Annotated in this window: 20 protein-coding genes, 1 tRNA gene and 1 pseudogene; 19 read left to right on the top strand and 3 right to left on the bottom strand. The window is 51.3% G+C overall.

Going from position 1 to position 25865, the window contains the following annotated elements; translation table 11 throughout:
• Window positions 1-175: 175 nt before the first annotated feature.
• Window positions 176-535 carry a hypothetical protein gene (locus EL645_RS12790; protein WP_126550550.1) on the bottom strand — a complete coding sequence of 120 codons (360 nt, stop codon included), beginning with the start codon at window positions 533-535 and terminating at the stop codon, window positions 176-178.
• Between the two features lie 319 nt (window positions 536-854).
• On the opposite strand from EL645_RS12790, the gene EL645_RS12785 reads away from it, so the two are divergent.
• The 8 genes from EL645_RS12785 (at window position 855) to EL645_RS12750 (ending at window position 10110) form a co-directional block, all read left to right on the top strand.
• Window positions 855-1610, top strand: a complete 756-nt coding sequence (locus tag EL645_RS12785; protein WP_126550549.1) for a dTMP kinase — start codon at window positions 855-857, stop codon at window positions 1608-1610.
• A complete protein-coding gene (locus EL645_RS12780) occupies window positions 1607-2341 on the top strand; it encodes a dTMP kinase (protein ID WP_126550548.1) in 735 nt (244 codons plus the stop codon). Before EL645_RS12785 ends, EL645_RS12780 begins: the two co-directional genes overlap by 4 nt.
• Window positions 2342-2987: 646 nt before the next feature.
• Window positions 2988-4928: a magnesium transporter gene (gene mgtE, locus EL645_RS12775; protein WP_126550547.1), complete on the top strand. Its 1941-nt coding sequence runs from the start codon at window positions 2988-2990 to the stop codon at window positions 4926-4928.
• A gap of 77 nt (window positions 4929-5005) precedes the next feature.
• Window positions 5006-5077: transfer RNA gene (locus EL645_RS12770), tRNA-Asn, on the top strand.
• A gap of 156 nt (window positions 5078-5233) precedes the next feature.
• Window positions 5234-6355, top strand: a complete 1122-nt coding sequence (locus EL645_RS12765) for a sensor histidine kinase (protein ID WP_126550545.1) — start codon at window positions 5234-5236, stop codon at window positions 6353-6355.
• Window positions 6356-6650: 295 nt separating this feature from the next.
• Entirely contained in the window at window positions 6651-7040 is a 390-nt protein-coding gene (locus tag EL645_RS12760; protein WP_126550543.1) for a response regulator, read from the top strand.
• 18 nt (window positions 7041-7058) lie between these two features.
• Window positions 7059-7640, top strand: a complete 582-nt coding sequence (locus EL645_RS12755; protein ID WP_126550541.1) for a chemotaxis protein CheW — start codon at window positions 7059-7061, stop codon at window positions 7638-7640.
• Window positions 7633-10110: an ATP-binding response regulator gene (locus tag EL645_RS12750; protein ID WP_126550538.1), complete on the top strand. Its 2478-nt coding sequence runs from the start codon at window positions 7633-7635 to the stop codon at window positions 10108-10110. Before EL645_RS12755 ends, EL645_RS12750 begins: the two co-directional genes overlap by 8 nt.
• 76 nt (window positions 10111-10186) lie before the next feature.
• Here EL645_RS12750 and ftsH read toward each other — a convergent pair whose 3' ends face one another.
• Both ftsH and EL645_RS12740 read right to left on the bottom strand, forming a co-directional pair.
• Window positions 10187-12169 carry an ATP-dependent zinc metalloprotease FtsH gene (gene ftsH / locus EL645_RS12745; protein WP_126550536.1) on the bottom strand — a complete coding sequence of 661 codons (1983 nt, stop codon included), beginning with the start codon at window positions 12167-12169 and terminating at the stop codon, window positions 10187-10189.
• A 686-nt stretch (window positions 12170-12855) separates the two neighbouring features.
• Window positions 12856-13521 (bottom strand): zinc ribbon domain-containing protein, encoded by a 666-nt coding sequence (locus tag EL645_RS12740; protein WP_126550534.1) that lies wholly within the window; start codon window positions 13519-13521, stop codon window positions 12856-12858.
• Window positions 13522-13735: 214 nt separating this feature from the next.
• Here EL645_RS12740 and EL645_RS12735 point away from each other — a divergent pair, with 214 nt between their 5' ends.
• The 11 genes and pseudogenes from EL645_RS12735 to purD all read left to right on the top strand — a co-directional run bounded on the left by EL645_RS12735 (window position 13736) and on the right by purD (window position 25857).
• Entirely contained in the window at window positions 13736-14104 is a 369-nt protein-coding gene (locus tag EL645_RS12735) for a cupin domain-containing protein (RefSeq protein ID WP_126550532.1), read from the top strand.
• A gap of 300 nt (window positions 14105-14404) precedes the next feature.
• Window positions 14405-16051, top strand: a complete 1647-nt coding sequence (guaA, locus tag EL645_RS12730) for a glutamine-hydrolyzing GMP synthase (protein ID WP_126550530.1) — start codon at window positions 14405-14407, stop codon at window positions 16049-16051.
• Window positions 16052-16063: 12 nt separating this feature from the next.
• The gene (locus tag EL645_RS12725; RefSeq protein WP_126550528.1) at window positions 16064-16447 is read left to right on the top strand and encodes a hypothetical protein; all 384 of its coding nucleotides are present in this window, start codon (window positions 16064-16066) and stop codon (window positions 16445-16447) included.
• A 92-nt stretch (window positions 16448-16539) separates the two neighbouring features.
• A complete protein-coding gene (locus EL645_RS12720) occupies window positions 16540-16893 on the top strand; it encodes a hypothetical protein (RefSeq protein ID WP_126550526.1) in 354 nt (117 codons plus the stop codon).
• Between the two features lie 117 nt (window positions 16894-17010).
• Complete coding sequence (locus EL645_RS12715; RefSeq protein ID WP_161977339.1) at window positions 17011-18090, top strand: phosphoribosylformylglycinamidine synthase subunit PurS; 1080 nt, start codon at window positions 17011-17013, stop codon at window positions 18088-18090.
• Window positions 18066-20084, top strand: a complete 2019-nt coding sequence (locus EL645_RS12710; protein ID WP_126550522.1) for an AIR synthase-related protein — start codon at window positions 18066-18068, stop codon at window positions 20082-20084. Before EL645_RS12715 ends, EL645_RS12710 begins: the two co-directional genes overlap by 25 nt.
• Window positions 20084-20446 carry a phosphoribosylformylglycinamidine synthase subunit PurQ gene (locus EL645_RS44105; protein WP_170207704.1) on the top strand — a complete coding sequence of 121 codons (363 nt, stop codon included), beginning with the start codon at window positions 20084-20086 and terminating at the stop codon, window positions 20444-20446. Before EL645_RS12710 ends, EL645_RS44105 begins: the two co-directional genes overlap by 1 nt.
• Before the next feature lie 41 nt (window positions 20447-20487).
• Window positions 20488-21936 (top strand): phosphoribosylformylglycinamidine cyclo-ligase, encoded by a 1449-nt coding sequence (gene purM / locus EL645_RS12705; protein ID WP_218031825.1) that lies wholly within the window; start codon window positions 20488-20490, stop codon window positions 21934-21936.
• Window positions 21937-22079: 143 nt separating this feature from the next.
• Entirely contained in the window at window positions 22080-22844 is a 765-nt protein-coding gene (locus EL645_RS12700; RefSeq protein ID WP_126550520.1) for a phosphoribosylaminoimidazolesuccinocarboxamide synthase, read from the top strand.
• A gap of 67 nt (window positions 22845-22911) precedes the next feature.
• Window positions 22912-24408, top strand: a complete 1497-nt coding sequence (purF, locus tag EL645_RS12695; protein WP_126550518.1) for an amidophosphoribosyltransferase — start codon at window positions 22912-22914, stop codon at window positions 24406-24408.
• A 94-nt stretch (window positions 24409-24502) separates the two neighbouring features.
• A pseudogene (purD, locus tag EL645_RS12690) lies at window positions 24503-25857 on the top strand (phosphoribosylamine--glycine ligase).
• Window positions 25858-25865: the final 8 nt, after the last annotated feature.

Raw genomic sequence — 25865 nt, 5'->3', positions numbered from 1 at the left:
GCCTGCGGCGCCAGGTTGGGAGTGTGGAGTGTATGTGGTGGGCGGCCGCGGCCGCCCACCACATACACTCCACACCTGAAAGAATGTCTATCGTATCACTTGCTCGTGATCTCCCTACGCTCTCTGGACGAACATGAAAAAGCCCTGTATCTTAAACGATCATTAATCAAGATGATTATTCGAGACGTGTTAAATCACGTGATGTCTGCATAACTGACATTACACAGCGCACAACCAGTACAATACTGATCACAAAGAGTAGAGCCAATAATACTATAATAGTAATTTTTATGCCACGATCCAGCACCACGGCCAATAACACGACCAGTGCCAGCAGGGCGGCAAAAGCGATATTATTCAATCCAAATAAAATTAATACCTGCCGGTGCCAGGCCGCGGACTGACCGGTACCACGAACGCGCGCCAGAGCCTTGCGCCCCGAACGAATATTCATAATGCCAACTACCACCAGCACAGCCACACAGACACCCGCAAAAATAATACCCGCTAGAGCTGCCACACCAAGCTCTATCATAAAAGCCTCCAAAAGATCATATTAAATAGTAATAGATGGGCTATGAAACCTTATTCCCATACTATAGCACGTCTAAAAAAGTCCCAGACAAATACATCATTTTCAGGGTACAAAAAATACAGACATTGTCCGATAGAAAATAATATTACCAGGCTTTATAAACAAGCCGCTTCCTCTGCGTGGTAGTTTAATATATAGGACGCAATTACTCAGGAAAAATCCCCTGGATAGACATGGGCAAAAACTTGACATAAAGATACAAATCAACGCATAATCGAGTTTATATTTCCTTTGTCATAGTAGTTAAAAGGATCATAGCATGGAGACTTATGGACTACATCGGTACCCAGGAAAGCTCTTTGTTGTAGAAGGAGTGGATGGCTCAGGAAAGAGCACTCAGATCGCCTTGCTGCGTCAATGGTTGATAAGCGAGGGCTATACGGTCTTTTTTAGCGAGTGGAACTCTTCGCCGCTGGTCAAAAAAACAACCAGCCGGGGAAAGAAAAAACAACTGCTAACGCCTACCACGTTTAGCTTGATCCACGCTACTGATTTCGCGGATCGCACAGAGCATGATATTATTCCGCCACTAAAAGCTGGAGCTATCGTGCTGGCCGACCGTTATATCTATACGGCATTCGCGCGCGATGTTGCCCGCAATGTAGATCGCCAATGGGTGCGTGAGCTCTACCAGTTTGCCGTACAGCCCACCTGCGCCTTCTACTTCCGCGTTCCCCTGGATGTCTCTTTGAATCGTATCCTCACAGGTCGCACTGAGCTCAAATATTACGAAGCAGGCATGGATCTAGGTTTGAGCAGCGATCCTCGTCAGAGCTTTACACTATTCCAGCAACGCATTGTAGATGAATACGAAGCGATGGTCGAGGAATTCGACCTCACAGTCATGGATGCTACATTGACTATCCCTGAACAACAACGCATGATGCGCAAACTGGTGCGTCCGCACCTGGAAGGCGTGCGTCGTCTGCGACCACCATTGCCAGGAAAAGAGCTAGAAAATATCGCTCGCGGCATAGAAATATTGCACAGTAGAAACAGTCGAGAAGAGTTATGATCACGCTAGAAAATCAGCTAGAAGGTGAAGAAGATATGACTGCATTAGATTTCTACGGTATCGATGCCATTGGCCTACGTGCGAAAGAAGAGATCCTGCCAGGTCGCCTGGTTGTCATTGAGGGTACAGATGGAGTGGGTCGTAGTACCCAACTTCAATTGTTGAGGCCATGGCTGGAGAGCAGCGGCTATGCCGTCGTCGATAGTGAAATGACCCGTTCCGAGCTGGCAGGCAGTGGACTTAAAGAGGCAAAAGACGGAAATACCCTGGGCCCGATCACATTAAATTTATTCTACGCCGCCGACTTTATAGATCGCTTTGAAAACCAGATCCTCCCCGCCTTACGCGCTGGTTTTATCGTCCTCATTGATCGCTATATCTACTCGCTAATGGCTCGCGCCCTCGTGCGTGGAGCCGACTCCCGCTGGCTACGCTCCATTTATGGACTCGCCCTCAAACCTGATATCACCTTCTATTTACGCGTCGAACTTGAAGAACTCGTGCCGCGCGTCCTGCAGGGACATGGCTTTGATTACTGGGAATCAGGTATGGACATGCGCCTGGGCAATGACCTGTTCGAAAGTTTTGTGCGCTACCAGAAACTCATGCTGGCCGAATACGACAAGATGGCCATTGAATACCACTTTGAGGTCATCGACGCCTCCATGGCGGCTGAACAGATCGCGGCCCAGCTCAAACAAAAAATATTCCCATTGCTTCCCAATGGTTAAAACTTAGTCCTTTCGTAGGAATTTCAGCTAAATATATCTACCAAGCCTTGCCTAAAGTCACGACAAGGTGATATACTAACACAGGAAAAAAATTTGTTACAACCCACAGTTGCCATATTCTCCACAAAACAGTTGAGTGATGGTTACAGGCCATCCCCTGGTGTGAGAGTGTCAATTGTCCGGGCAAAGGAGGTGAGGGACATGGACGCTGGCCCTAGTCATAGTAGGTATGCCAAGAAGATTACCAGTGCATACCTGCTTTCAGGACTGTTCTTCTCCTCATTGAGTAAAGTGACTGGATCCCTTCATTCTTGATCCTCAGGGGTAATGCAAACATCATCCCCCTTACTTGATGAGCCAGGCATCGCCCCCATTGATGTGACTGATGTCGAGTAAGAGCACTCCATTTTTGCCAGTAAGTCCTTTACGCTGCTCTGCAGCGTCCCCAGCATTTTACAGCACATTCGTCGAAATGCATCACTAAAGCTCAGCTGATTGTATCACCATGCATTTCACAGACTGCTGTGCGCCATATCTCTTCTGGAGATATGGTTGGATGGACTATGCCTGCGTAATCACTGCGCGCCTATATAGCAGTGGTTAGCTAACTTGACCTTGTTTACTTGCAAAAAAGGTGGTGATACCCATGATTTTTTTAAGCGCATTACTCCATAAAAGCATTTATGATATTGATCATCGCCGCATTGGTTCCCTGCGGGATATCTGCGTGACCTTAAATGAGACCTTTCCAGTGGTAACCGCCCTGATCGTCAGTCCAGCCAGCGGAAATGAGCGTCTGGTTATTCCCTGGTCGCAGGTACAAAATATTGAAACCGCACCGATTCAGCTGGCGGTAGCACAGACACAAATCAATTCTTATGAGCCCCATTCCGCGGAGATCCTGTTGAAGCGCGATATCCTGGATAAACAGATTGTAGACACCCAGGGCTTCCGGGTAGTTAAAGTCAATGACTTAAAGCTAGCACAAATTAAGCGCACAGCCCGCCTGGTGGGTGTTGATATTGGTTTGAGCGGCCTACTACGCCGCCTGGGTTGGCAGCCTGCCGTGGATATGATCGGGCGCGTAACGCCCCTGCAGCTGGCCGAGCGCACCGTCACCTGGAATTATGTTGAGCCAATTCAGGTGATCAGCACCAATACCAGCCAATTGGCCGCCGTGGGAGCCGGGAGCGCCACAGTAGGTGCGGTCGGCGTTGTTCCTAAAGTGCAATTGAACGTCAGCCATAATAAATTATCTGAGCTGCATCCGGCCGACATCGCTGATATTCTAGAACAGCTCGATCTGGAAGACGCCGGAGCGATGCTGGAACGCCTGGACGATGAGACGGCCGCCGATACACTGAACGAAGTTGAATATCCATTACAATCCGAGTTGTTAACCGAGCTGGGACCCGAGCGCGCCTCTGATCTACTGGAACGCCTGGCTCCAGACGACGCCGCTGATATTCTATCCGACATCCCGGCCCTGGAAGCAGAGCGGTTACTCAATCTGATGCCTGTCAATGAATCGCAGCCGATTCGCGATTTGTTGCGTTACGGCGGCGAGACCGCTGGTGGTATCATGACCACTGAAGTGCTGGTGCAACCTCAAGAGGCGACCGTCGAAGAGGTATTGATCTACCTACGGCGGCACTCCTCGCACCTGGATATGGTCTACTATCTCTATATCATTGATGAAGAACAACATCTGATCGGCGTTGTTTCATTGCGTCAGATCGTCACCGCCGAGCCTGATACGCGCATGCGTGACCTGATGGATCAAGATATCATCAAAGTGCAGATCGACGCTGACCAGGAAGAAGTTGCGCATATCATTGCTAAATATGATCTGCTCGGAGTGCCGGTAGTGGACGCGGATAACCACTTAAAAGGTATGGTTACGGTGGACGATGTGATTGATGTTATCCACGAAGAGCAGGCTGAGGACGTTTCTGAAATTACTGGTACCGATGTCGAAGAAAGCGAAGCCGATGAAGACTCGCGCCGCAGGAGCAGCATCAGCCGTTCCTCATGGTTAATCGTGAATGTAGTGGTAGGCTTCTTCATTGCCTTGATCATCTCCAGTGCATTCCAGCCCATACTGGGGACAGCCAGTGCGCTGGCCTTATTGACAGGCTCAATGCCTGGTCTAAACCTGCACCTGGCCCTAAATGGCGTGCTCTGCCTGATACCAATGCTCCTGCTGACCGCAGGTGCGGCTAGTTCCCAGGCCCTGGGTATCGCAGGCTGGGAATTGCGTACAAAACGTGGGAGAGACTTCTTCCGTACCCTTTGGAGAGAGGTACTCCATGGCACTACCGGCGGCATCCTGACTACCATTCTGGTCTGCCTACTGTCCTGGCTCCTTTATCGTTCGCTCTTACTCAGTATCGCTGTTGGCCTGAGCTTTGGTTTCACCCTATTGATCGCCGCTCTCTGTGGTCTGGCCCTACCAAACATCTTACAGCGAGCGCGCCTGCGCGGCAGCCTGATCGCAGCGCCATTACTCAATCCAGTCATTGCCATTGCCAGTCTGAGTGTGTTCCTCGCTACGAGCCTGACACTCATCAACGAATTTATCGGATAAAGTCAATTTTCATTGCGAAAAGTATTGACGAAACCCGACAAATGGTATATATTATCAATGTTCCAAGTGAACGACCTTCCTCGATAGCTCAATGGTAGAGCAATCGGCTGTTAACCGATCGGTTATAGGTTCGAGTCCTATTCGGGGAGTGACAATGAAGGCCACCAAGCGGTGGCCTTTTTTCGTGTATATTGGTATATAGTATATGCAGAGGAAGAGACACCAGAAAGCTCTATCCCCTACGCTGCCCAGCACCAGCAGCAAGCTCACCCGGCGGCGTCACACAAGCATAAGGATGAGTTACCTTGAATACAGATCAGACCGGCATCAATTTTAGAGTGCTCTCCAGGAGTATGCTGGAAGCCACTCCACTACCAACCTTCGTAATTGACCGCAATAGCGAAATTCTTTATTGCAATCAACGAGGACTAAACCTCTATACGCCGATGCAATGGAAGCCTGGCCTGCGCCTGAATCAGGTAATTCGCAACCAGGCGATTATCCAATTAGTTCAGAGCAGCATCAACAGCAATACCCAGCAAAATGGTCAATACGAACAGGGCAATTCAGATATCGCCTGGAAAGTTACGGTCTCACCTGTAGTACACCAGGAAAATTTCACGGGCAGCGAATATCGCTACTTCGCGGTAATTATCGAGGATATGACTGAAGCGCGCCATATCGAACGTATTCAACGTGATTTTATCGCCAATATTTCACATGAATTACGCACCCCTTTGACCTCTGTGCGCTTGCTGGCTGAAACTCTGGAAGATACCATTGACACAGATACAGAAAAAGCGCAGGAGTTCGTGGAGAAGATAGAAAATGAGGTGCAATATCTAAGCGAACTCGTCGCAGAGCTATTGGAACTCTCCCGCATTGAATCAGGGCAAACCCTGATGACAATTGAACCCATCGGGGCCGAACGACTGGTGCGCGAAGTCATGGCCCGCATGCTCCCACTGGCACAGCGCCACCGGGTCCAACTCATCACCGATATTCACCAGGGTGGGACACTGGTCGCCGCCGATAGCAAACAAATTACGCGTGTCCTTGTTAACCTGGTACACAATGCCATCAAGTTTACCCCTTCAGGTGGTCAGATTATCATTGGAACCTCCCTGCAAACAGACCAGCATACCCAGCGTTTCTTCGTTAAAGACACCGGGGTTGGTATTCGAGCAGAAGAGCTATCTCGTATATTTGAACGCTTTTATAAAACTGACCGCGCCAGGGCCAAAGCCGGCTATATCGGTCCAGGTGGTGGTGGCACTGGCCTTGGCCTGGCGATTGCGCGCCACGTAGTTGAAACACATAGTGGCCGCATTACCGCGCAGAGTACGCCTGGCGAAGGAAGTACATTTACATTTACCCTACCAGTCGCAATCCAGAGTGACACGAATGAGGCAGAGCAAAGCCAGTAATATCGTAAATGTAGATGCAAAAACATAAAACAAGAAAGAAAATTTAAGACAATCTTTACGGGATTTTCGTTGCCAAATACTTCAACTATATGGTACATTGCCTAGCACAATCCCGTTTTGAAGAAAAACTGATCAAAAAAAGATTACATCTGTAAGGAAAACCAACACGGGTAAAGTCAGCGTAATATGAGCATCGTGAAGCGCAGTAGATTGTAATAGTACTTGCTCTTGTGTATTGACATAATGTCAGGTACAATGGGATGGTAGTGGGACGAGAGAGAGAGAGGACACATATATGAGCAAACTCGTTATGGTTATCGATGACTCCGCAACGGTCCGAAAAATCGTGGAAACCTGCCTCAGGCGCGAAGGATTTGATGTCAAAAGTTTCCCTGACGGCGTTGAAGCGATGCGCTGGCTAACAGAACCTGAAGCACGCATCCCAGACCTGGTAATTCTAGATATCGGGCTACCAAAAATGGATGGCTACGAAGTTGCCAGGCGCCTCAAAACCAAGCCTCAATTTAGCAACACCGTCATTGTTATGTTGTCCCGCCGCGATGGTATGATTGATAAACTCAAAGGTCGCCTGGCGGGCGCAAAAGATTACTTAACCAAACCATTCAAAACCCAGGATCTCATTGCCGTTATCGAATCACATCTGGGCGCGCCCGCCCCGAATTAGGAATAGAAGACAGTCGTTATGAGCCAACACCCCGTCCTGCCATCAACCACATTAAGAGGTGCTCATGCCCACTATCTTGAGCAGCTTAGCGATCAAGATTTCTGGAAGTATGCGGAGCAACTGGCACAGACACCTCCAGTGGCCACGACGCAGACTGAGGAGTATTTAGAGTGCGATTTTGAAAGTGGCCTGGCCTTGCTTCCACTCACAACATTGCGCGAGGTACTTCCTGCGGCTCGTTATCTTGCTCAATTACCTACCTCTCCCCACTGGATGCTGGGAATCACGGCCTGGCGTGGTGAGTCTATCGCGGTAATAGACCTGGCCACCTACCTGACACAACAACCTGCTTATCCTACTGGCCACTCAGTGCTCTTGATAGCGCAACTGGCGGATGTAACATTGGGCCTGTCAGCAACTATAAGAAATATGAATATGGTACTTATAGATGAGCAGGAGCAGGCCAGCCAGCCAGCACATGAAGAGCGTTGGCAGCCGCCTCGATCATTCGTGCTGGATACTTATGCGGGTGTACCCATCTTGCATATACCAAATATAGTTACCGCTATAGTTCAACAACTTCGTGTATCGTATGAATGAAGATTTCCCATTTGACGAAAACGAACTAACAACCGAAGATCTGGCGATTTTAAGTGCCTTCGATGCCATAGAGAACTGGCCCACTGAGACAGGAGAGACCACAAGAAAAGACCCTGGCTCTGCCAGCGGTGAGCACTATGTAGAGGATGATCTGGATGGGGATGCTGAAATGCTCATGATCTTTCTTGAGGAAGCTGGCGAGGATATCGCTAAAATGCAGCAAGCCTGCAAACAATTAACGCAAGGGAGCCAGCTTTCATCAGTACGCTTTAACGTTTTTCAACGGGCAGGCCATAAATTACGTGGTACAGCCGGAGCAGTTGGCTACCTGATCATGTCCACAGTGGCAGAGCAGATCGAGGCAATCGCAGAGCAAGTGCAAAACCACGATATCAAGCCAGCCGTTGGATTGAAAGCAATCATGCAGGCCATTGCTGTTCTGGAAAGCTGCCACAGTTACCTGGCAGAAGAAGGCCAGGAGCCAGACGATCCCGAGCTGCTCTTATCGCTAACAGCAACTTATCAGAGCCTTGGCATCACGATTACCACCGTTATGTCACCGACGACGTCGCCCTTATCCCAGCAAGATGAAATCAGTAGAAAAGCAACTATTCCATTAGAACTAACGAGTGCCTTCAAAGCCACCCTGGAGCAGGCCGAGGATTATACTGATCTGCTGGCAACATCGGATGGCCAGATATCCAACGCCTATCCACTTTTCATTCATATCGAGACCAGGCGTTTCGAGAAGCTCTTGCACCATACAGGGCAATTAATAGAGATGCATGCGGCACTTGAGAGTGCACAGCGCGATGTCAAAGCGGCTCTCCTGGCACAGCAGGCGGCCCAAACACAACTACAACAACTGGAGCAATCCCTCACCAACAGGCTCCGAGAAAAACCATCCCCTCAGATTCAGGAAGAACTTACTTCTTCCTCACTGATTGCGCGCATCCTTAGTGATGCGCAACAGGAGAATCCACGCAGTCGGCGCCAACATCGTAGCCGCCAGCAGATGCAGCCGCTTCGTGCGGAGGGACGCTGGGACGAACTGGACATGGAACACTATTCTGAACAGGATTTATTGCTACAATCATTGCGTGAAGCCGTCAACCGACTGGCAGTCTGTAGTGCACGCGTCGCTACCGCCAATACAGCGCTGCAGATTATCCAGCAAGAATATATGGCACGAGCTACAGTTGTACGTGGTGATACACAAATGATGCGCCTGACCCCGCTCTCTACGCTAGTCCCACGTCTGCAAAGGGTGATCGCCATGAGTGCGCTGGCCCAACAGTATAAAGTGGATTTTGAGGTTACCGGGGATACATTGGAGATCGACCAGGAGATTCTGGAGTCCCTATCCCCACCATTGCTACACATGCTCCAAACCTGTATTTCGGACACCTCAGTGATACAAGAAGAGCAAGCCGAGACCTATCATGTCTGGTTGAATGCCCATAGCAATGGCAATGATATCACAATTGAGATTGGCTTCTCTATGCCTGTTATGGGAGGAACGCTAGAAATATTGCGGGCGCCACTGCAAAAGCTGAATGGCACCATCAACCTCCATCGTAATACAGCAGGAGGCGTCAGCTTCCACCTCTCCATCCCACGCTCGCAAGGCACAGTCCAATGCTTGCTGATACGTAGTGGAGAGCAACAATTGATCGCTCCTATTACACAGATTCAGCGTGTCAGCATACAGAAGCTCGAACACCCTGACCACTGTTATCGGCTCAAAGATCTGCTGGACATGACATATAGCGCAATGCCCAATGTCGTAGCCGAGGGCCAACCAGTCCTGATCATTCAGTCGCCTACCAGCACAACGGTCGGTATTCTGGTCGACGAGATTTTAAGTGAGCACGACTTCATAGTCAGGCCGCTACCAACCTACCTGCAGCGTCCTGGGATTACAGAATCGGCGATTAATGGCCAGGGGGATGTGCTATTAATGCTGGATCTCCCAGTGTTAGTGCGGCGCTATTTACAACAGACCACGCCGCGCAACGGACAAGCGTCAGAGCAGGGCGATACGATTTCTGGTCGTCAGATGAGGGAAAATCGAATACCCAAAATCCTGGTGGCCGACGACTCGGCTTATCTACGGCAAGCAGTGCTCCAGACCCTGAAACGTGATCACTATGAGGTTGCTGAGGCCAGAGATGGAATGGAAGCCATTGAGCAATTACTAGAAAACACGCCCGATATCTTTTTGCTTGATGTTGAGATGCCCAATCTCAACGGCTATGATGTGCTTAACATCATCCGTGAATATCCTGAATTGGCACATGTCAAAACAATTATGCTGACATCGCGCACATCGGAGAAACACATGCAGCGAGCTCGTGAGTTAGGAGCCCAGGCTTATCTGACCAAGCCATGTCCGCAGTCTACTTTGCTCAGTACGATCCGAGAACTCCTGGGAGAAGATACCAGCAAGCACCCAAGAATGACATTATAGTGGATAACGCTAAATAAAAAGCGGACCTTCTCTTTTCGAGAAGGTCCGCTTTTTATGGCTTAGCTTTGAAAGGTGGTTAGCGATAGGACGCAGGCGCCGCTTCAATCGCACCAGTTTCAATCATGATCTCACGCAATTGTTTGGCATCAATGATCTCATTGGTGCGCAACGCCTGCGCGATACGATCCAGCGTTAGGCGATGTTCGGACAAGAGATTGAGGGCACGCTCATAAGCTCGCCGCACGATACGATTGACCTCTTCATCGATCAAAGTAGCTGTCTTTTCACTGTATTCACGTGAATTGCTGGCCAGGGCGGTACCTGCAAATGGATCTTCGCGTTCGCTATAGGAGATTGTACCCAAGCGCTCGCTCATACCCCACTTGGTTACCATCTGGCGTGCAATCGCGGTGACACGCTGCAGATCATTTTCAGCGCCAGTCGTGATATGCCCGATCGCCACCTGCTCGGCGGCACGACCACCCAGAGCCGTCACCAACTGAGCCTCCAGGTAATCCTGGCCATAGTTGTAGCGGTCATCCAATGGCGTGTATTGGGTCACGCCGAGAGCCTGGCCACGCGGCACGATGGTAACTTTTGTCACCGGATCAACATGCTCAGTGAGCAGACCAGTCAAGGCATGGCCACCTTCGTGATAAGCGATCACATTCAAATCTTCTTCGCTCAAGATCAATGGACGCTCCGCGCCAATCTGAATCTTATCCAGAGACTCCAGGAAACAGTGCTGGGTCACATAATCCAGGTTACGCCGGGCAGCGAGCAAGGCGGCCTCGTTGACCAGGTTAGCCAGGTCAGCGCCAACCATACCCGGAGTAGAACGAGCAATCGCGACTAGATCGACATCGTTGCCCAGTGGCACAGTACGTGTATGGATCTTCAAGATCGAGAGGCGACCATTCCAATCGGGACGATCAACCGTCACACGGCGATCAAAACGGCCAGGGCGCAACAGCGCTTTATCCAAACCATCTGGACGGTTGGTCGCGGCCAGTACAACAACAGCCTGGCGGGCATCAAAACCATCCATCTCAACCAGTAACTGGTTCAGGGTCTGCTCACGCTCATCATTGCTATTGATACTTGAACCACGCTGACGACCAACGGCATCAATTTCATCGATAAAGATGATGCTGGGAGATGCTTTTTTGGCCTGCTCGAACAGGTCACGCACACGGCTAGCACCAACACCAACCAGTACTTCAACGAATTCGGAACCACTCATAGAGAAGAAGGGAACGCCCGCCTCACCAGCAACCGCGCGTGCCAGCAAAGTTTTACCAGTTCCCGGAGGGCCCACAAGCAGCACACCGCGAGGGATCATACCACCCAGACGCTGGAACTTCTGCGGCGTTTTCAAGTACTCAACAACTTCAACCAGATCACTCTTGGCCTCATCCACGCCTGCAACATCTCCAAATGTGGTCGAAGGACGATCTTCCAACACCAGTTTTGCTCTACTCTTGCCAAAGCTGAAGATATTTTGCTGACTTTGCGTCGCGCGACGCATGATCACAAAGAAAATACCAATTACAAGCAACCATGGTAAGAAATTCAGTAGAACGTATAGTAGATTATTGTCCGGAACCGGCTTCGCCTGGTATACAACGTGGTATTGCCGCAACAACTGAATCAACGTCGGATCACCATCAGGCAAAGTCATAAAATGGAATTTATTCCCTGTTTTTTGATTGACCGTGATGGCATTTTTGAATGTACCGGTTGCATCCTGACCCTGGAAAGTCACCGACTCAACATTGCCGCTTTTAATCTGCTGATAGAAAGTGCTATAAGGCACCTCAATCGTATCGGGGCTCCCCACACCACTACCAGAGGTAAACAGTTGGAAGAGATAAAAACCCACGATCACCACGACAGCAATCACGATAATGCGGAAGAGGATCGAAGAACCATTTCCACCTTCACGTGGGCCGCCGGGACCATTGCTGTTGTTACCGTTTCCGCCATTATCGGGCCGTCTAGGGCCACGAGAACCCTGGTCATTAGGATTCTGGTACATATATGTAGCCTGAGCATCCATCGGTTCAGACCTGCTTTCTGCATCTGTCGAAGCACCCCGGGAGGATGCTCCTAATAGAGTCCGGGTATTGAACACTTTATAATTGTCTCCATATTACACGCATAACGATCTTTCGTCTACTACTATTGACCCTGGGTTGCCGGTTACTATCGCCTTTAAACAAAGCAGTATAGCATATCCGTCATACGCAATAGGAGAACGAAAATTTGAGAGATACGCAATAGATACGTTTCAAGATAGTGGCAGGTTACACTGCTGGGCTAGACACCATATTCCAGTCTGGTCGCCAGGCAGCAGAAAAGAAAATCCTTAGTAATTCGACGCTGCGCAATCGCATTTCGTATACGCAGACAGCAGCAAACCTATACCGCCATTTCTCCACACGACCTATCCCCTGGCATTATTGTAATTATACAATTACCAAGCCCGACTACCTATAGCTCTCTTTTCATAATTCCCATTAAACATGGCACACATTGCGCCCAGATAGGGATGGAACCGGGAGAACAAAGCCAAAAAGGAGCCTGCAAAAGGATGAAAATAGGGGGGGTACAATCGGGTTGTGGTACCCCTCAGAACACGATGCGCACAGCGCACCAGTGTTCTTACTAAAGAGGAGTGATCACAAAACTAAAACTTAACGTTCATAAAAGAGAATGCGACCGCAATTTGTGCATGTCTGTAGTTCAGGGCTGATACGTACCTGTTGCAACTCGCTGGGTGTCAGGATAACACGGACACCACTGGCAGGAGGTTTGCTCAACCTTTGAGACTGCCCGTCCCTGTTTGGTGCGTCGCATATTTTCATAACGCTTAAGCAGCGCCTCCCCAATCTTTGATGACAGGGATTGGCGTTGATCCTGCAGGGTCTGAAAATGCTTTTCGGCCTGCTCACGTCGTATCTGCAGGTTAGCATTTTCTTGCTTCCAGTGTTCCTCAGCCTGCTGCAATGCTACAGTCTTGCGCTGGGCTGTCTCCTTGAGAGCTTCGGCCGTATCCATGACTTCCAGTAAACGTTCTTCCTGGCGACTCTGCTGGGCGCGCAGGTTCTGTACTTCCTGTTGAAGCATTTGTAACTCTTTTCCATTCTGGATCGAGCCACTATAGAGACGGCGCTCCTGATTGGTCAGACGCTGATTAACATCCTCAAGGGACCACTCAGCCTCCTTCTGGACCTGTTGACCGGAGAGTAATTGTTGCCGTGCAGTGTCATACTCCGCGCGTAATTTTCGCAGTGTGGCACTACCTTGCAAGGAGGTGGAGATAGATTGCTTCTCAGCTATAACCCGATCTATTTCTAAATCGATCGTTTGCAACTGATATAGTACCGCTGTCACCTGTGATGTGCTCATGGGTAGAGGGATCCTCCTTATCAAAGCCAACGATGTGCTAAAGAATATTCTTATCATTGTACAGTTTTCCTGAAGCTACAGCAATAGTTAACGTGTACACAAGTACGATTTATTAACATAATTTTTGCGATCCTTTCACATGATGTTCATAGAGGTTCGTTATACTGAAGTCAAATTTCAATCTTTTTGTGATTTTTATATTAAGGAGTCTGGAATGCAGATTATTCGCTGGCATGATCAGAGCCCGCCACAAGAGCAGGAGCTTTGTGCCAGAATGCGACAGCAGGGCTTGCGGCCTTACTCCTGGTCCAATGGACCTGGCGATAGGTACTCACCGCATACCCATAGCTATGAAAAGGTTTTGTACTGTGTAAGGGGTTCAATACGCTTCATTTTGCCTGATCAATTAGACGAGACTGGCAACGCGGTATATGTTGATTTGGAGCCGGGGGACTGTATGTTGCTTCCAGCGGGCATACGGCATAGTGCGCAAGTGGGGAACAACGGCGTTACATGTCTGGAGGCGGCCCGCCATAATAGTATCCCATTTAAGTTTGCCGAGAAACCCAATTTTGTGGTGTAGATATAAGGCGTTAGAGATGTGTTCTCAACCTCTACCATCTGCAAAGAGTAAACATCGGGAAGTATCTGTGATATACTCTAAAATCAACACTGATCTCAAGCGAACTAAAGCAATGAGGACTCGTTCACAGTAGATGGATGGCTACGTGGCGCGTTTGTCAGATTATATGCGAGTATCGTTGTACATCTCCCCCTGTGCATTACGGGTTTCCTATTGCAATATATATGATAAGGCATCCATCCCTATATGGATGCCTATAGGGCACTTCCCATGTTGTGCTCTGTTTCAGGAAGGGAACCCATGCACGCACCAGAGCGCCGCGAGGCCATCATTGTTTTTGATTACGGCTCCCAATACAGCCGCCTGATCACCCGTCGTATTCGTGAATGTCATGTCTATAGTGAACTTGTTCCCGCAGATACTACTTTGGAGCAACTGCAGAAGAATGAGCACCTCAATATTAAAGGCTTTATCTTCTCTGGTGGACCATCCAGCGTATATGATGCGGATGCCCCTTCGTGCGATCCGGCCATCCTTAAAAGTGGGCTACCCGTGCTGGGCATCTGCTATGGTATGCAATTGCTGGCTCAGAATCTAGGCGGCCATGTGGCTCTCTCCAAAGGATTGCGCGAATATGGCCCGGCCACCATAGAGGTGCTCTCAGATGCAGCCACTGATCCCGAAAGTTTCCGTATTTTTGAAGGTATCACGGTCTCACCCCAGCAAACCGATAATCTGGATACACCAGAATCCCAGACATTGCGCTTGCCCGTCTGGATGAGCCACGGCGATAGTGTAGATCAATTGCCAGCAGGCTTCCGCGTCCTGGCCTGCACTGAGAGCAATCCTGTAGCCGCGATTGGTAGTCCGCAGGGCTATATTGGTCTGCAATTCCACCCCGAGGTCACCCACACACCACAGGGAAAAGATATCATTCGCAACTTCCTGTTCCGCGTCTGCCACTGCGAGCCAAGCTGGACCCCAGGACACGTGATTGATGAAGCCGTTGAACTGATCCGGCAACAGGTTGGCAATGAGCGTGTCATCTGTGGCCTCTCGGGCGGTGTCGACTCAGCGGTCGCGGCCCTTCTGATTCACAAAGCGATCGGCAACCAGTTAACCTGTATCTTTGTGGATACCGGACTGCTGCGCGCAGGCGAACGCGAGCAGGTCGTGGATACCTTTGGCAATCATATGCATATCCCCCTGGTAGTCGTCGATGCACGCAAGCGTTTCCTGGATCGGCTGGCCAACGTCATTGATCCAGAGCAGAAGCGTAAGATTATCGGCGAAGAATTTATCCGCGTATTTGAAGATGAATCGATACGGCTGGCCGAAGAGCAGGGCAATATCGCCTTTCTGGCCCAGGGAACCCTTTATCCCGATGTGATCGAGAGCACCAGCCATGACACGGCCAGCACCGCCAAGAGCATCAAATCGCACCACAATGTAGGGGGCCTGCCTAAAGAGATGAAATTGAAGCTGGTCGAGCCACTGCGCATGCTCTTTAAAGACGAGGTCCGTGAGATCGGTGCCGCCCTGGGCCTGCCAGAAGATTGGGTCTGGCGTCATCCTTTCCCAGGACCCGGACTGGCCATTCGTATCATCGGGGCCATCGATGAGCAGCGCCTCGATATCCTGCGCGCCGCTGATAAAATTGTGATTGAAGAGATTCAAAAGGCGGGCATCTATCGCCAGCTGGGGCAGGCCTTTGCGGTACTTACCCCCATTCAAAGCGTGGGCGTCATGGGTGATTATCGCACCTACGCCAACCTGGTGGCGGTGCGCGCCGTCACGACCGGCGACTTTATGACCGCCGACTGGGCCAGACTCTCACCCGAACTGCTCGGCCGCATCTCAAATCGGCTGGTCAATGAAGTAGCAGAGATTAACCGCGTGGTCTATGACATCACTTCAAAGCCACCCGCAACCATCGAATGGGAATAAGCAGAGGATTATATGCTTGAATTTGAGATTCTGGCCCAGGGTCTGTACCGATCCGAGGATCTACACATCTCTTATCAACCCGACCAGCACCTGCAGCTCACACCAGAGCTGCAGGCAGAGATGGATCAGTACTGGCAAGAAAAATTACGGCAGGCTCAGCAACAACAAAGTTTGCTCTTTGACGCCCCACTCTATCGCTTCATCTCAGCCCGGCAAGACAGCGAGCAGAGCTTACAGTTAACATTAAGCCAGACCAGCTACAAAGAATATGTCACAACGCGTCACAAAAATTTTGCCACTGGACGAGCGCGCAGCGAGCTGGGCAATCCGCTGGCCGTCTGCTCGGTCGTTGAGACCAACGATGGTGCGATCCTGCTGGACAAGCGGCAGGGGTAGACGTCTATGCTGGCCGCTACCATGTCATCGGCGGTTTCTTTGAGCGCGACAGGGATATTACCCCAAACCAGCAGCCGGACCCCTTTGCCGCCATGCAGCGCGAGATCCGCGAGGAGACAGGGATTCTGGCGACCGACATCAGCGAACAGCTCTGCCTCGGATTAGTCTATGACCTGGCCATGCCCCATGCTGAACTGTGCTTCCTCACCCGGCTCAACATCTCTCTAGCCGAAGTCAAACAACGCAAGCCTGAAGATAGCGAGATCAAGACGCTGCACACCTTGCAGGTCAGTCGTGAAAATTTAACCCACTTCATCCTGGAAAAACACGGCAATATCTCGGCTACCGGCGAGCCCAATCTGCTTTTATATGGCCAACTAAAGTACGGTGCAGCCTGGTTCGCTTCGGTTACCTCATCTATTAGTAATTTGCCATCTGTCAAATAAAGATGTTACAATGAGCTTGTCCCCATTGGATGAGACCAGCACGGACATTCTATTTACTAGCAAGTCACCTGATGTCATTAAACAGGCATCGAGGCAGCCAGCCAGGATCAGAGGAACGTGACACTATATCAAATAGAAGTACGAGCAGTCGCGGATCGTCATGACGTTCACGCGCATAAGCTCGTTCATGAAATATTACAACTACCAACAAAACATCTTCCGTCCCTAGCGGATTTATCCGCGGATACCTCGCAACCTACGATTCGCACGGCCCAACTCTACCGCATTCAGGGCAACCTGGGCACAGAGCAGATCGATCAGCTGATACAACAACTGCTGGTCGATCCGGTAGTACAAGAGGCAAGCTATACAACAGAGGAACAGCATACCAAAAACACAGAGACAGGTCATATTGTCGATGTGTTTTTTCATGCCGGCGTCACTGATACGCTGGCAGAGAGTGTGGTTGCTGGCGCACAGATGGTGGGGATCACGGGACTTGAATATGTTGAAACTGGACACCGCTATCTGTTAGATAGCCGTCTCAGTGAGGCCGATGCCCATAGCATCGCCAAAGCCTTATTATTTAATCCAGTTATTCAGCACTATGCGCTCGATCCTTTCCAGAATCAGCAGACACCACAGACGGGACATGAACTGCCGACTGTGAGTGTAGCACAAGCGGACGGGCAGACAACCGATGTAGTTAGTACCGATCATGCACAGCAAGCTGCTCGCACTATTTTTCTGTCCAGCATGACAGACGAGCAATTGCTTGAAGTCAGCCGAGCCGGATTGCTCTCGCTCAATCTGGAAGAGATGCGCACAATCCAACAGCATTACCGCGAACAGGAACGCGAACCAACCGACGTAGAGCTAGAAACCTTAGCCCAAACATGGTCCGAGCACTGTTCCCATAAGACATTTAAAGCAACTGTGCATTATCGAGAAGTCGATGCCAACGGCAATACTATTGAGAGTGAGACCATTCAAGGCTTGCTCAAACGCTATATTGTCAGCGCCACTGACAAGGTCAAACAAGATTGGCTAGTCTCAGCCTTCAGCGATAATGCCGGCATCATTCGTCTCACTGAGACACAGGATGTAGCGTTTAAAGTCGAGACGCATAACCACCCTCAGCCATTGAGCCTTTTGGCGGCGCCAATACCGGAGTGGGAGGCGTCATTCGCGACGTAGTGGGCGTTTCGGCCCAACCGATCGCCTGCACCGACATTCTTTGCTTTGGGCCACTGGATACGCCCGCTGATGAGCTACCGGCTGGCGTATTAACACCCAGGCGTATTGCCAGCGGCGTAGTCAGCGGCGTGCGCGACTACGGCAACAAGATGGGCATCCCAACAGTTAATGGAGCCATCCTTTACCATCCCGGCTATACCTATAATCCCCTTGTCTTCTGTGGTTGTTTAGGTATCCTGCCCCATGGTAGCCATCCAACCCAGGTTGAGCCCGGAGACCTGATCGTCTCACTGGGTGGTCGCACCGGCCGTGACGGTGTACATGGTGCCACCTTCTCTTCGGGCGAGATGAGCCTGGAGATCAATACGCAAGCGGGTACCGCGGTACAGATCGGCGCGCCCATCACCGAGAAAAAAGTGACGGACGTTATTATTCAGGCCCGCGACCGCCAGTTATACCACGCCATCACAGACTGTGGAGCTGGTGGCTTCTCTTCAGCGGTCGGCGAGATGGGCTCCAAAACCGGGGCTCGGGTAGAGCTCACCAAAGCTCCACTGAAATATCAGGGACTGGCCCCCTGGGAAATCTGGCTCTCCGAGGCCCAGGAACGTATGATCCTGGCGGTTCCGCCAGCGCGCATTAATGAATTGCTGGAGATCTGCGAGATCGAAGAGGTCGAGGCCAGCATCCTGGGCACATTTACCGGCGACCACCGCCTGACCCTGACCTACAATGGACAGGTCGTGGCCAATATGGACATGGAATTCCTCCACGATGGCCTGCCCCAAAAGACCCTGGATGCGGTATGGCGGCTCCCCGAAAACAAACTGAGCGGCAAAGCCAGAACTGGCAGCGTACCACAGGGAGTGGCCGGATCATTGGCCCCAACCCTGTTGGCCCTGTTGCGCCATCCATCAATCGCTTCGAAAGAAGAGGTGGTACGCCGCTATGACCACGAGGTTCAGGGTGGTACAGTTCGTAAGCCACTGGTCGGCCGTGCAGGCAATGGACCAGGCGATGCCGCAGTACTGCAGCCACTGATCGAGGGAGAACCAGACTCAAAAGCGGGTGTCGTGCTCTCGAACGGCGTTAATCCGCTCTATGGCAAGATTGACCCCTATCATATGGCCGTCAACGCCGTAGATGAAGCACTGCGCAACCTGACCGCCGTTGGTGGCGACGTTACCCACGCCGCTATCCTCGACAACTTCTGCTGGGGCAATCCTACCGATCCCGAGCAATTAGGGCTACTGGTACGGGCAGTCAAAGGCTGTCATGATGCCGCAGTCGGCTTTGGCACCCCCTTCATTTCAGGTAAAGATAGCCTGAACAATGAGTACAGGGCCGACGGCCAACGCTTCCCGGTCATCCCAACGCTGGTCATTTCAGCAGTCAGTGTGATTAAAGATGTCACCCCGACCGTGGATATGGCCTTGAAGACACCGGGCAACCTGCTTTATCTGGTGGGTGGCACCCGCAACGAGATGGCAGGCTCACATTATGGAGAAGTGATCGATACTGATTCCTTTGCCCAGCTCTTCCCCCGGACCAGCGTGCCGCAGGTAAGAATCCAGCACGCCCTGCAAACGATGACCGTACTCGGAGATGCTATTCGCCAGGGACTGGTACGTAGCTGTCATGATCTATCTGAAGGTGGCCTGGCCGTAGCGGCCGCTGAGATGTCGCTGGCCGCGCTACGTGGGGCGACCCTCAACGTCAGACGCTTCGGCTTACAGAGTTCGGATGGGCTCTCAAGTAGCGCAGTTGCCATCGCCAAGCTCTTCAGCGAATCAGCTACCCGCTTCCTGGTAGAAGTGACACCTGAACAGCTAGGGACCTTTGAGAACTACATGAAAACCAATGGAGTCGAGGAACTCTACCGCATTGGTGAGGTCAACAACACCTCACGCTTCATCATCCAGAATGGAGAAGAAGAGTTGCTCAACGTTGGCATAGACGAGCTACAAACATCCTGGAAGGGAGGACAGGCATAATGGGCGCATTACGTGCATTGGTTTTACGTGCCCCCGGCATCAACTGTGATCGTGAAACGGCCCAGGCCTGTCGGCTGGTCGGCTTTGAAACCGATCTCTTGCATATCAATCAGCTCCTCAAAGCTCCTGAGAAGCTGCTAGAATATCACTTCCTGGCCATCCCGGGCGGCTTCTCCTATGGAGATGACCTGGGCGCCGGCACATTGTTGGCCAAGAAGCTCAAACTGCACCTGGGAGCGCAACTGGAACAATTTGTCGCTGAAGGCCGCCCGGTATTGGGCATCTGTAACGGCTTCCAGGTCCTGGTACGCCTGGGATTACTACCTGGCAACCAGGCTGAGCCCCCCTGCGAGCTACCCTGACCGAGAACGAACTGGCGCAATTTGAATGTCGCTGGATCACCATGGCGGCCCAACAAAGTCCCTGTATCTTCACAAAAGGCCTGGAGCGCGCCATCGAAATGCCAGTTGCCCATGGGGAAGGACAATTTGTCCTCGATGGAGATATCGCCAGCTTGCAAAGCAACGGTCAGATACCTCTGGTCTATATCAGTAGCAGCAGCGAGCATCCCCAGAATGTCAGTTATCCAGACAACCCCAATGGCTCACTGGGGAATGTCGCAGGTATCTGTAATGCGCAAGGGAACGTCTTTGGCTTGATGCCTCATCCTGAGCGCTACGTCAACGCCCTGCAACATCCACAGCGCCGGGGACAGAGCAACGATCTGGGAGATGGGCTCCTGATCTTCCAGAATGCTTATAACTATGCCAAGACATTACTGCCAAAAAATGGTGGAGAGCCAACCCGGCAGGCCAGCAGCCAACCGGGAGCCATCTCTTATGCCGCCAGCGGCGTAGACATCGAAGCCGGCGAAAAAGCAGTGCGCCTGATGAAAGAAGCGGTGCGCGCCGCCCAGGGTCCAAATGTACTGGCAGGAGTTGGAGCCTTTGCTGGTGTCTTTAGCGCCCAGGCCTTGCGTAAAATGGATCGACCAGCGCTGGTCGCCTCAACGGATGGAGTGGGAACCAAAACCCTGCTCGCCGCGCAGGCAGGACGTTATGACACCATCGGCTACGATATCGTCAACCACTCGGTCAACGACCTGCTGGCCCAGGGAGCCAAGCCCCTTTTCTTCATGGACTACCTGGCCGTCAACAAGCTCGACCCCGTACAGGCAGCCACTATTGTACAGGGAGTAGCCAATGCCTGCCAGGAAGCGAATTGCGCACTTCTGGGAGGCGAGACCGCTGAAATGCCCGATGTCTATGCAACAGGTGCCTTTGATCTGGCGGGGACCATCGTTGGCGTCGTCGAAGAAGACGAAGCCCAGAACGGGGCCACCATTGAAGAAGGGGATATTATTCTAGGTCTCCCATCCAATGGATTGCATACCAATGGCTACTCATTAGCACGCCGAATCTTCGCGCATCAACCATTGGATACAATCGTCCCAGAACTGGGCGAAACGCTGGCAGACGCGCTCCTACGTCCCCATCGCAGTTATCTACGAGAGATAAGCTTGCTACGAGAATACCTGGCGGATCGCAGTCGCTATATCAAAGGGATCGCGCACATCACGGGTGGAGGCTTCAAAGGAAATATTTCCCGCATCCTCCCGATTGGAACGCAAGCCAATATCGATACCCAGGCCTGGACCGTGCCCGCCCTCTTCCAATTGATCGCCCGTCTGGGCAATATCGATCAGGAAGAGCTTTATCGTACCTTTAATATGGGAATTGGCATGGTCATTGTGCTAGCCCCCAAAGCGGCCCTTGAAGCGCGCAGTTGCCTTCCAGAGCTGCAAACCATCGGCACCATCACCAGGGGTGAAGGCGTCAACCTGAAATTTTAAACATATTAAACATACTATAAGCGCATTATAAGTGGATATGTATACCAGGGGAGTATCTCCTCCCCTGGTAGAGTTACGAGCCCGTGCCTCGCGACTCCCAATTCATTGTAGTAGGTCAGGGTTTCGAGAAAGGATATCCCAACATGACCAACAGTAATGCTCTCTTTGGTCCCCTTCTGACCGAAGGCAAAACCAAAAAGATTTATGCCTATCCTGACGATGACACCTTGGTCTATATGGTTGGCAAAGATCAGATTACCGCCGGCGACGGAGCACGCCGCAACGAGATCGCAGGCAAATCTCGTTTGAGCACCATCACAACAGCCAATGTTTTTCGCCTGCTCAACGAAGGCAATATCGCAACCCATTTCGTCAAAAAGATCGACGATACCACCCTGCTCGTCAAACGTTGTGATATGCTACCAATTGAGCATGTACAACGCCGTATCGCCACCGGCTCCTACCTCAAACGCAATCCCGATGTAAGCGAGGGCACCCGTTTCGATCCCGTACTCATCGAGACCTTCTTAAAGGATGATGCGCGCCATGATCCACAGATCTGGCCTAAAGATATCATTGAGCTAGGACTGGCAAGCGAAGCAGAGATCGCCTGGATGGCCCAGGAAGGGCGTCGCGTCTTCGATGTCCTGGAACGCGCCTGGAACAGTGCCGATGTGATGCTGGTAGATCTCAAAATCGAATTTGGACGTGATCCACAGGGGAATTTGATGGTAGCCGATGTCATCGATAATGATAGCTGGCGCCTCTGGCCCGGTGGTGACAAATCACGTATGCTAGACAAACAAGTTTATCGCAATCTCCAGGATGTCACACCCGCGGCATTGCAAGATATCGCGGACCGCTATGCGCTGGTGGCAGATCTGACAGGGAAGTTAAAGGTCAACTAAATTAGACCTCAAATCATTTGATTATCAGGTTACATATCTTGCAAAAGCAGAATACGAGGAACCGAGTATGGAGCGACTACACGACGCTTGCGGAATAGTAGGGATCTATAAGCCAAAGGGCGACGATAGTCTCGACGTGCGGCGTTACATTACCCTGGCATTGACCGCCTTACAACATCGAGGTCAAGAGAGCGCCGGCATGGCCGTCTACGACGACAATGGTCAGGTTGTCCACCGGGTTGGCATGGGGAAAGTACGCGAAGTCTTTCAAGATTCAGGCACGAGCCTGCCAGATACCTACTGTGGCATTGGGCATGTACGCTATTCCACCACTGGCTCAAGCTGCGTGGAAAATGCAGGTCCATTTGTAGTAGGTGAACGCAGTGGTCAATATGACACCATCGCACTGGCCCACAACGGAAATATCGTCAATGGCGAGACCCTACGAGCACTCTTTCCAAACGAAATATTGAGATCGACCACCGAGAGCGAGATCATGGCCTTTATGCTCCTTTACGCCCAGGGCAAGACCCTGCGCGAGCGCATGATCGCTACATTTCCATCCCTGCGTGGTTCATACAGCCTGGTGATACTGGCCGAGGGCAAGCTCTACGCCATGCGCGATCCCTGGGGAATGCGCCCCCTATGTATTGGTCGCATCGGCAGCAGTTGGATCGCCGCCTCTGAGTCCTGTGCACTCGATCGCATGGGAGCCACCTATGTACGCGAGGTAGAGCCCGGCGAATTTATCACCTTCGACGAAAACGGCATGCATTCAGAGATCCTGGTCAAAGCCCAAAAGACCTCCCTCTGCGTTTTTGAGCACATCTATTTTTCTGATGCAACCAGCCGCCTTAATGATGCATATATCTACAATGTACGCGAAGCTCTGGGACGTGAGTTGGCCAGAGAACATCCTGTCGAAGCCGACCTGGTGGTACCTGTACCTGACTCTTCAATTCCAGCCGCACTTGGCTATGCCAATGCCTCAGGTATTGCTTACAGCCAGGCCATCATTAAAAATCGCTATAGTGACCGCACCTTTATCAAGCCAGACCAGCGTCTACGTCAATTAGAAGTTGATCTAAAATTCAACTTTGTCCAACCCAAAGTTGAAGGAAAACGCCTGGTAATCGTTGATGATTCTATAGTCCGTGGTAACACCATGAAACGCCTGGTCTCGGCCTTGCGCAACCGAGGGGTAAAAGAGATTCATCTCCGCTCAAGTGCACCACCACTGCGCCATCCCTGCTACTTTGGCATCGACATTCCACAAGAAGAGGAACTGATCGCCTCCGGACGTAGTGTACAGGAAGTTGCAGACTATATTGGTGTCGACAGCCTGGGCTACGTTAGCTTGCCCGGCCTGGGTCGGGCCATTCAAACGGCTGAAACGACCAACCTGGAACCTAATGACGAGCAGGCAATGGCCTTTTTGAATAAAGAATTTTGCTATGGTTGTATGGAAAAACAGGGCTGGCCCTTTGATCCGATTGTGGGTGCCAAACATAGCCCCCAGCCAGCCGCCTTTTTCCCGCGTGACACAGCAATAAAAGGACAATAAGAATACTGCGTTTGTCCACACCGTACGTCAGAAACGAGTAACAATAGTACAGTGGTTGGTCCCCCTCCCTATACATATGGTAAAGTAGACCCGAATGTATAGAGGAGGGGAACCCTTGTGTGTTCCTCAATTCATAAAAGCGTATTTCATGCATTGTATTGGAGGTATATTTATGCGCGTATTTGTCATTGGATCAGGAGCGCGAGAACATGCACTGGTCTGGAAACTGGCGCAGAGTTCGCGTGTCACCAAAATCTATGCAGCCCCGGGCAACCCTGGCATGGCCCCTACGCGGAACGCGTCCCACTTGGAGTCAACCAGCTGCATGAACTGGCTGCATTTGCCGAAAACAACGCCATCGACCTCACAGTAGTGGGTCCCGAAGCCCCCTTGATAGAAGGCATCGTCGATCTCTTCCGCCGCCGTGGCCTGCCTATCTTTGGACCCGATAAAGCGGGAGCCGCCCTCGAAGGAAGCAAAGCCTTCACCAAAGAGCTCTTGACCAATGCGGGCATTCCAACCGCCCAACACCAGACCTTTAATGACTACGCCAAAGCCAAGGCTTATCTTGAGAAACATGGTGCTCCCATCGTGGTCAAGGCGGATGGCAATGCAGCAGGAAAAGGCGCCATTGTCGCGCTTGATATGAATACTGCGCAAGAAGCACTGCAACAAATGATGGTTGACCGCATCTTCGGGGCGGCTGGCGATATCGTCGTGTTAGAGGATTATCTAGAAGGTGACGAAATTGGGGCCACCGCCATCTGTAATGGCACCAGTTTCTTGCCACTGGCGCTGTCACAGGACCATAAGCGCGCCCTGGATAATGATAAAGGGCTAAATACCGGTGGCATGGGCGTTTTTACCCCCTTACCATTTGTGGATGCAGCTACCAGCGAGAACATCTATCAGCAGGTGATTGCCGCCACCCTGAATGCCATGCAAAATGCCGGCATCAACTTTACCGGCGTCCTCTACTCAAATATCATGCTCACAGCCAAAGGGCCCATGATTATCGAGCACAACACCCGTTTTGGTGATCCAGAAACCCAGGCCTTCATGTTATTGATGAAAGAGGATATCCTCAACGTGCTTGAATTCGCCAATGGACGCCAGATCGATCCAAAGAACCTCTGGCACCCGGGCTCAGCCGTTAGCCTGACCCTGGCATCCGGTGGTTATCCCGGCGGCTACCGTTCCGGTATTCCCATCACAGGTGTAGAAGAGGCCAACAAGCTCGACCAGGTACAGGTCTTCCATGCTGGAACAGCAATGAAGGACGATCAACTTGTCACAGCGGGTGGTCGTGTACTGAGCGTGGTAGCCCATGGTAACAGCCTGCACGAAGCAGTTGATCGCGTTTATGAGGCCGCCAGGTATATCTCCTTCGATGGAATACACTATCGCAAGGACATTGCCCACCGTGGACTCGAAGCGAGCAAAAAATAACCAAAGCC

The sequence above is a fragment of the Dictyobacter kobayashii genome (genome assembly GCF_003967555.1).
GTDB lineage: Bacteria > Chloroflexota > Ktedonobacteria > Ktedonobacterales > Ktedonobacteraceae > Dictyobacter > Dictyobacter kobayashii.
The sequence above is the reverse complement of the archived record's forward strand: the minus strand, read 5'-3'. Positions and strand labels throughout refer to the sequence as shown.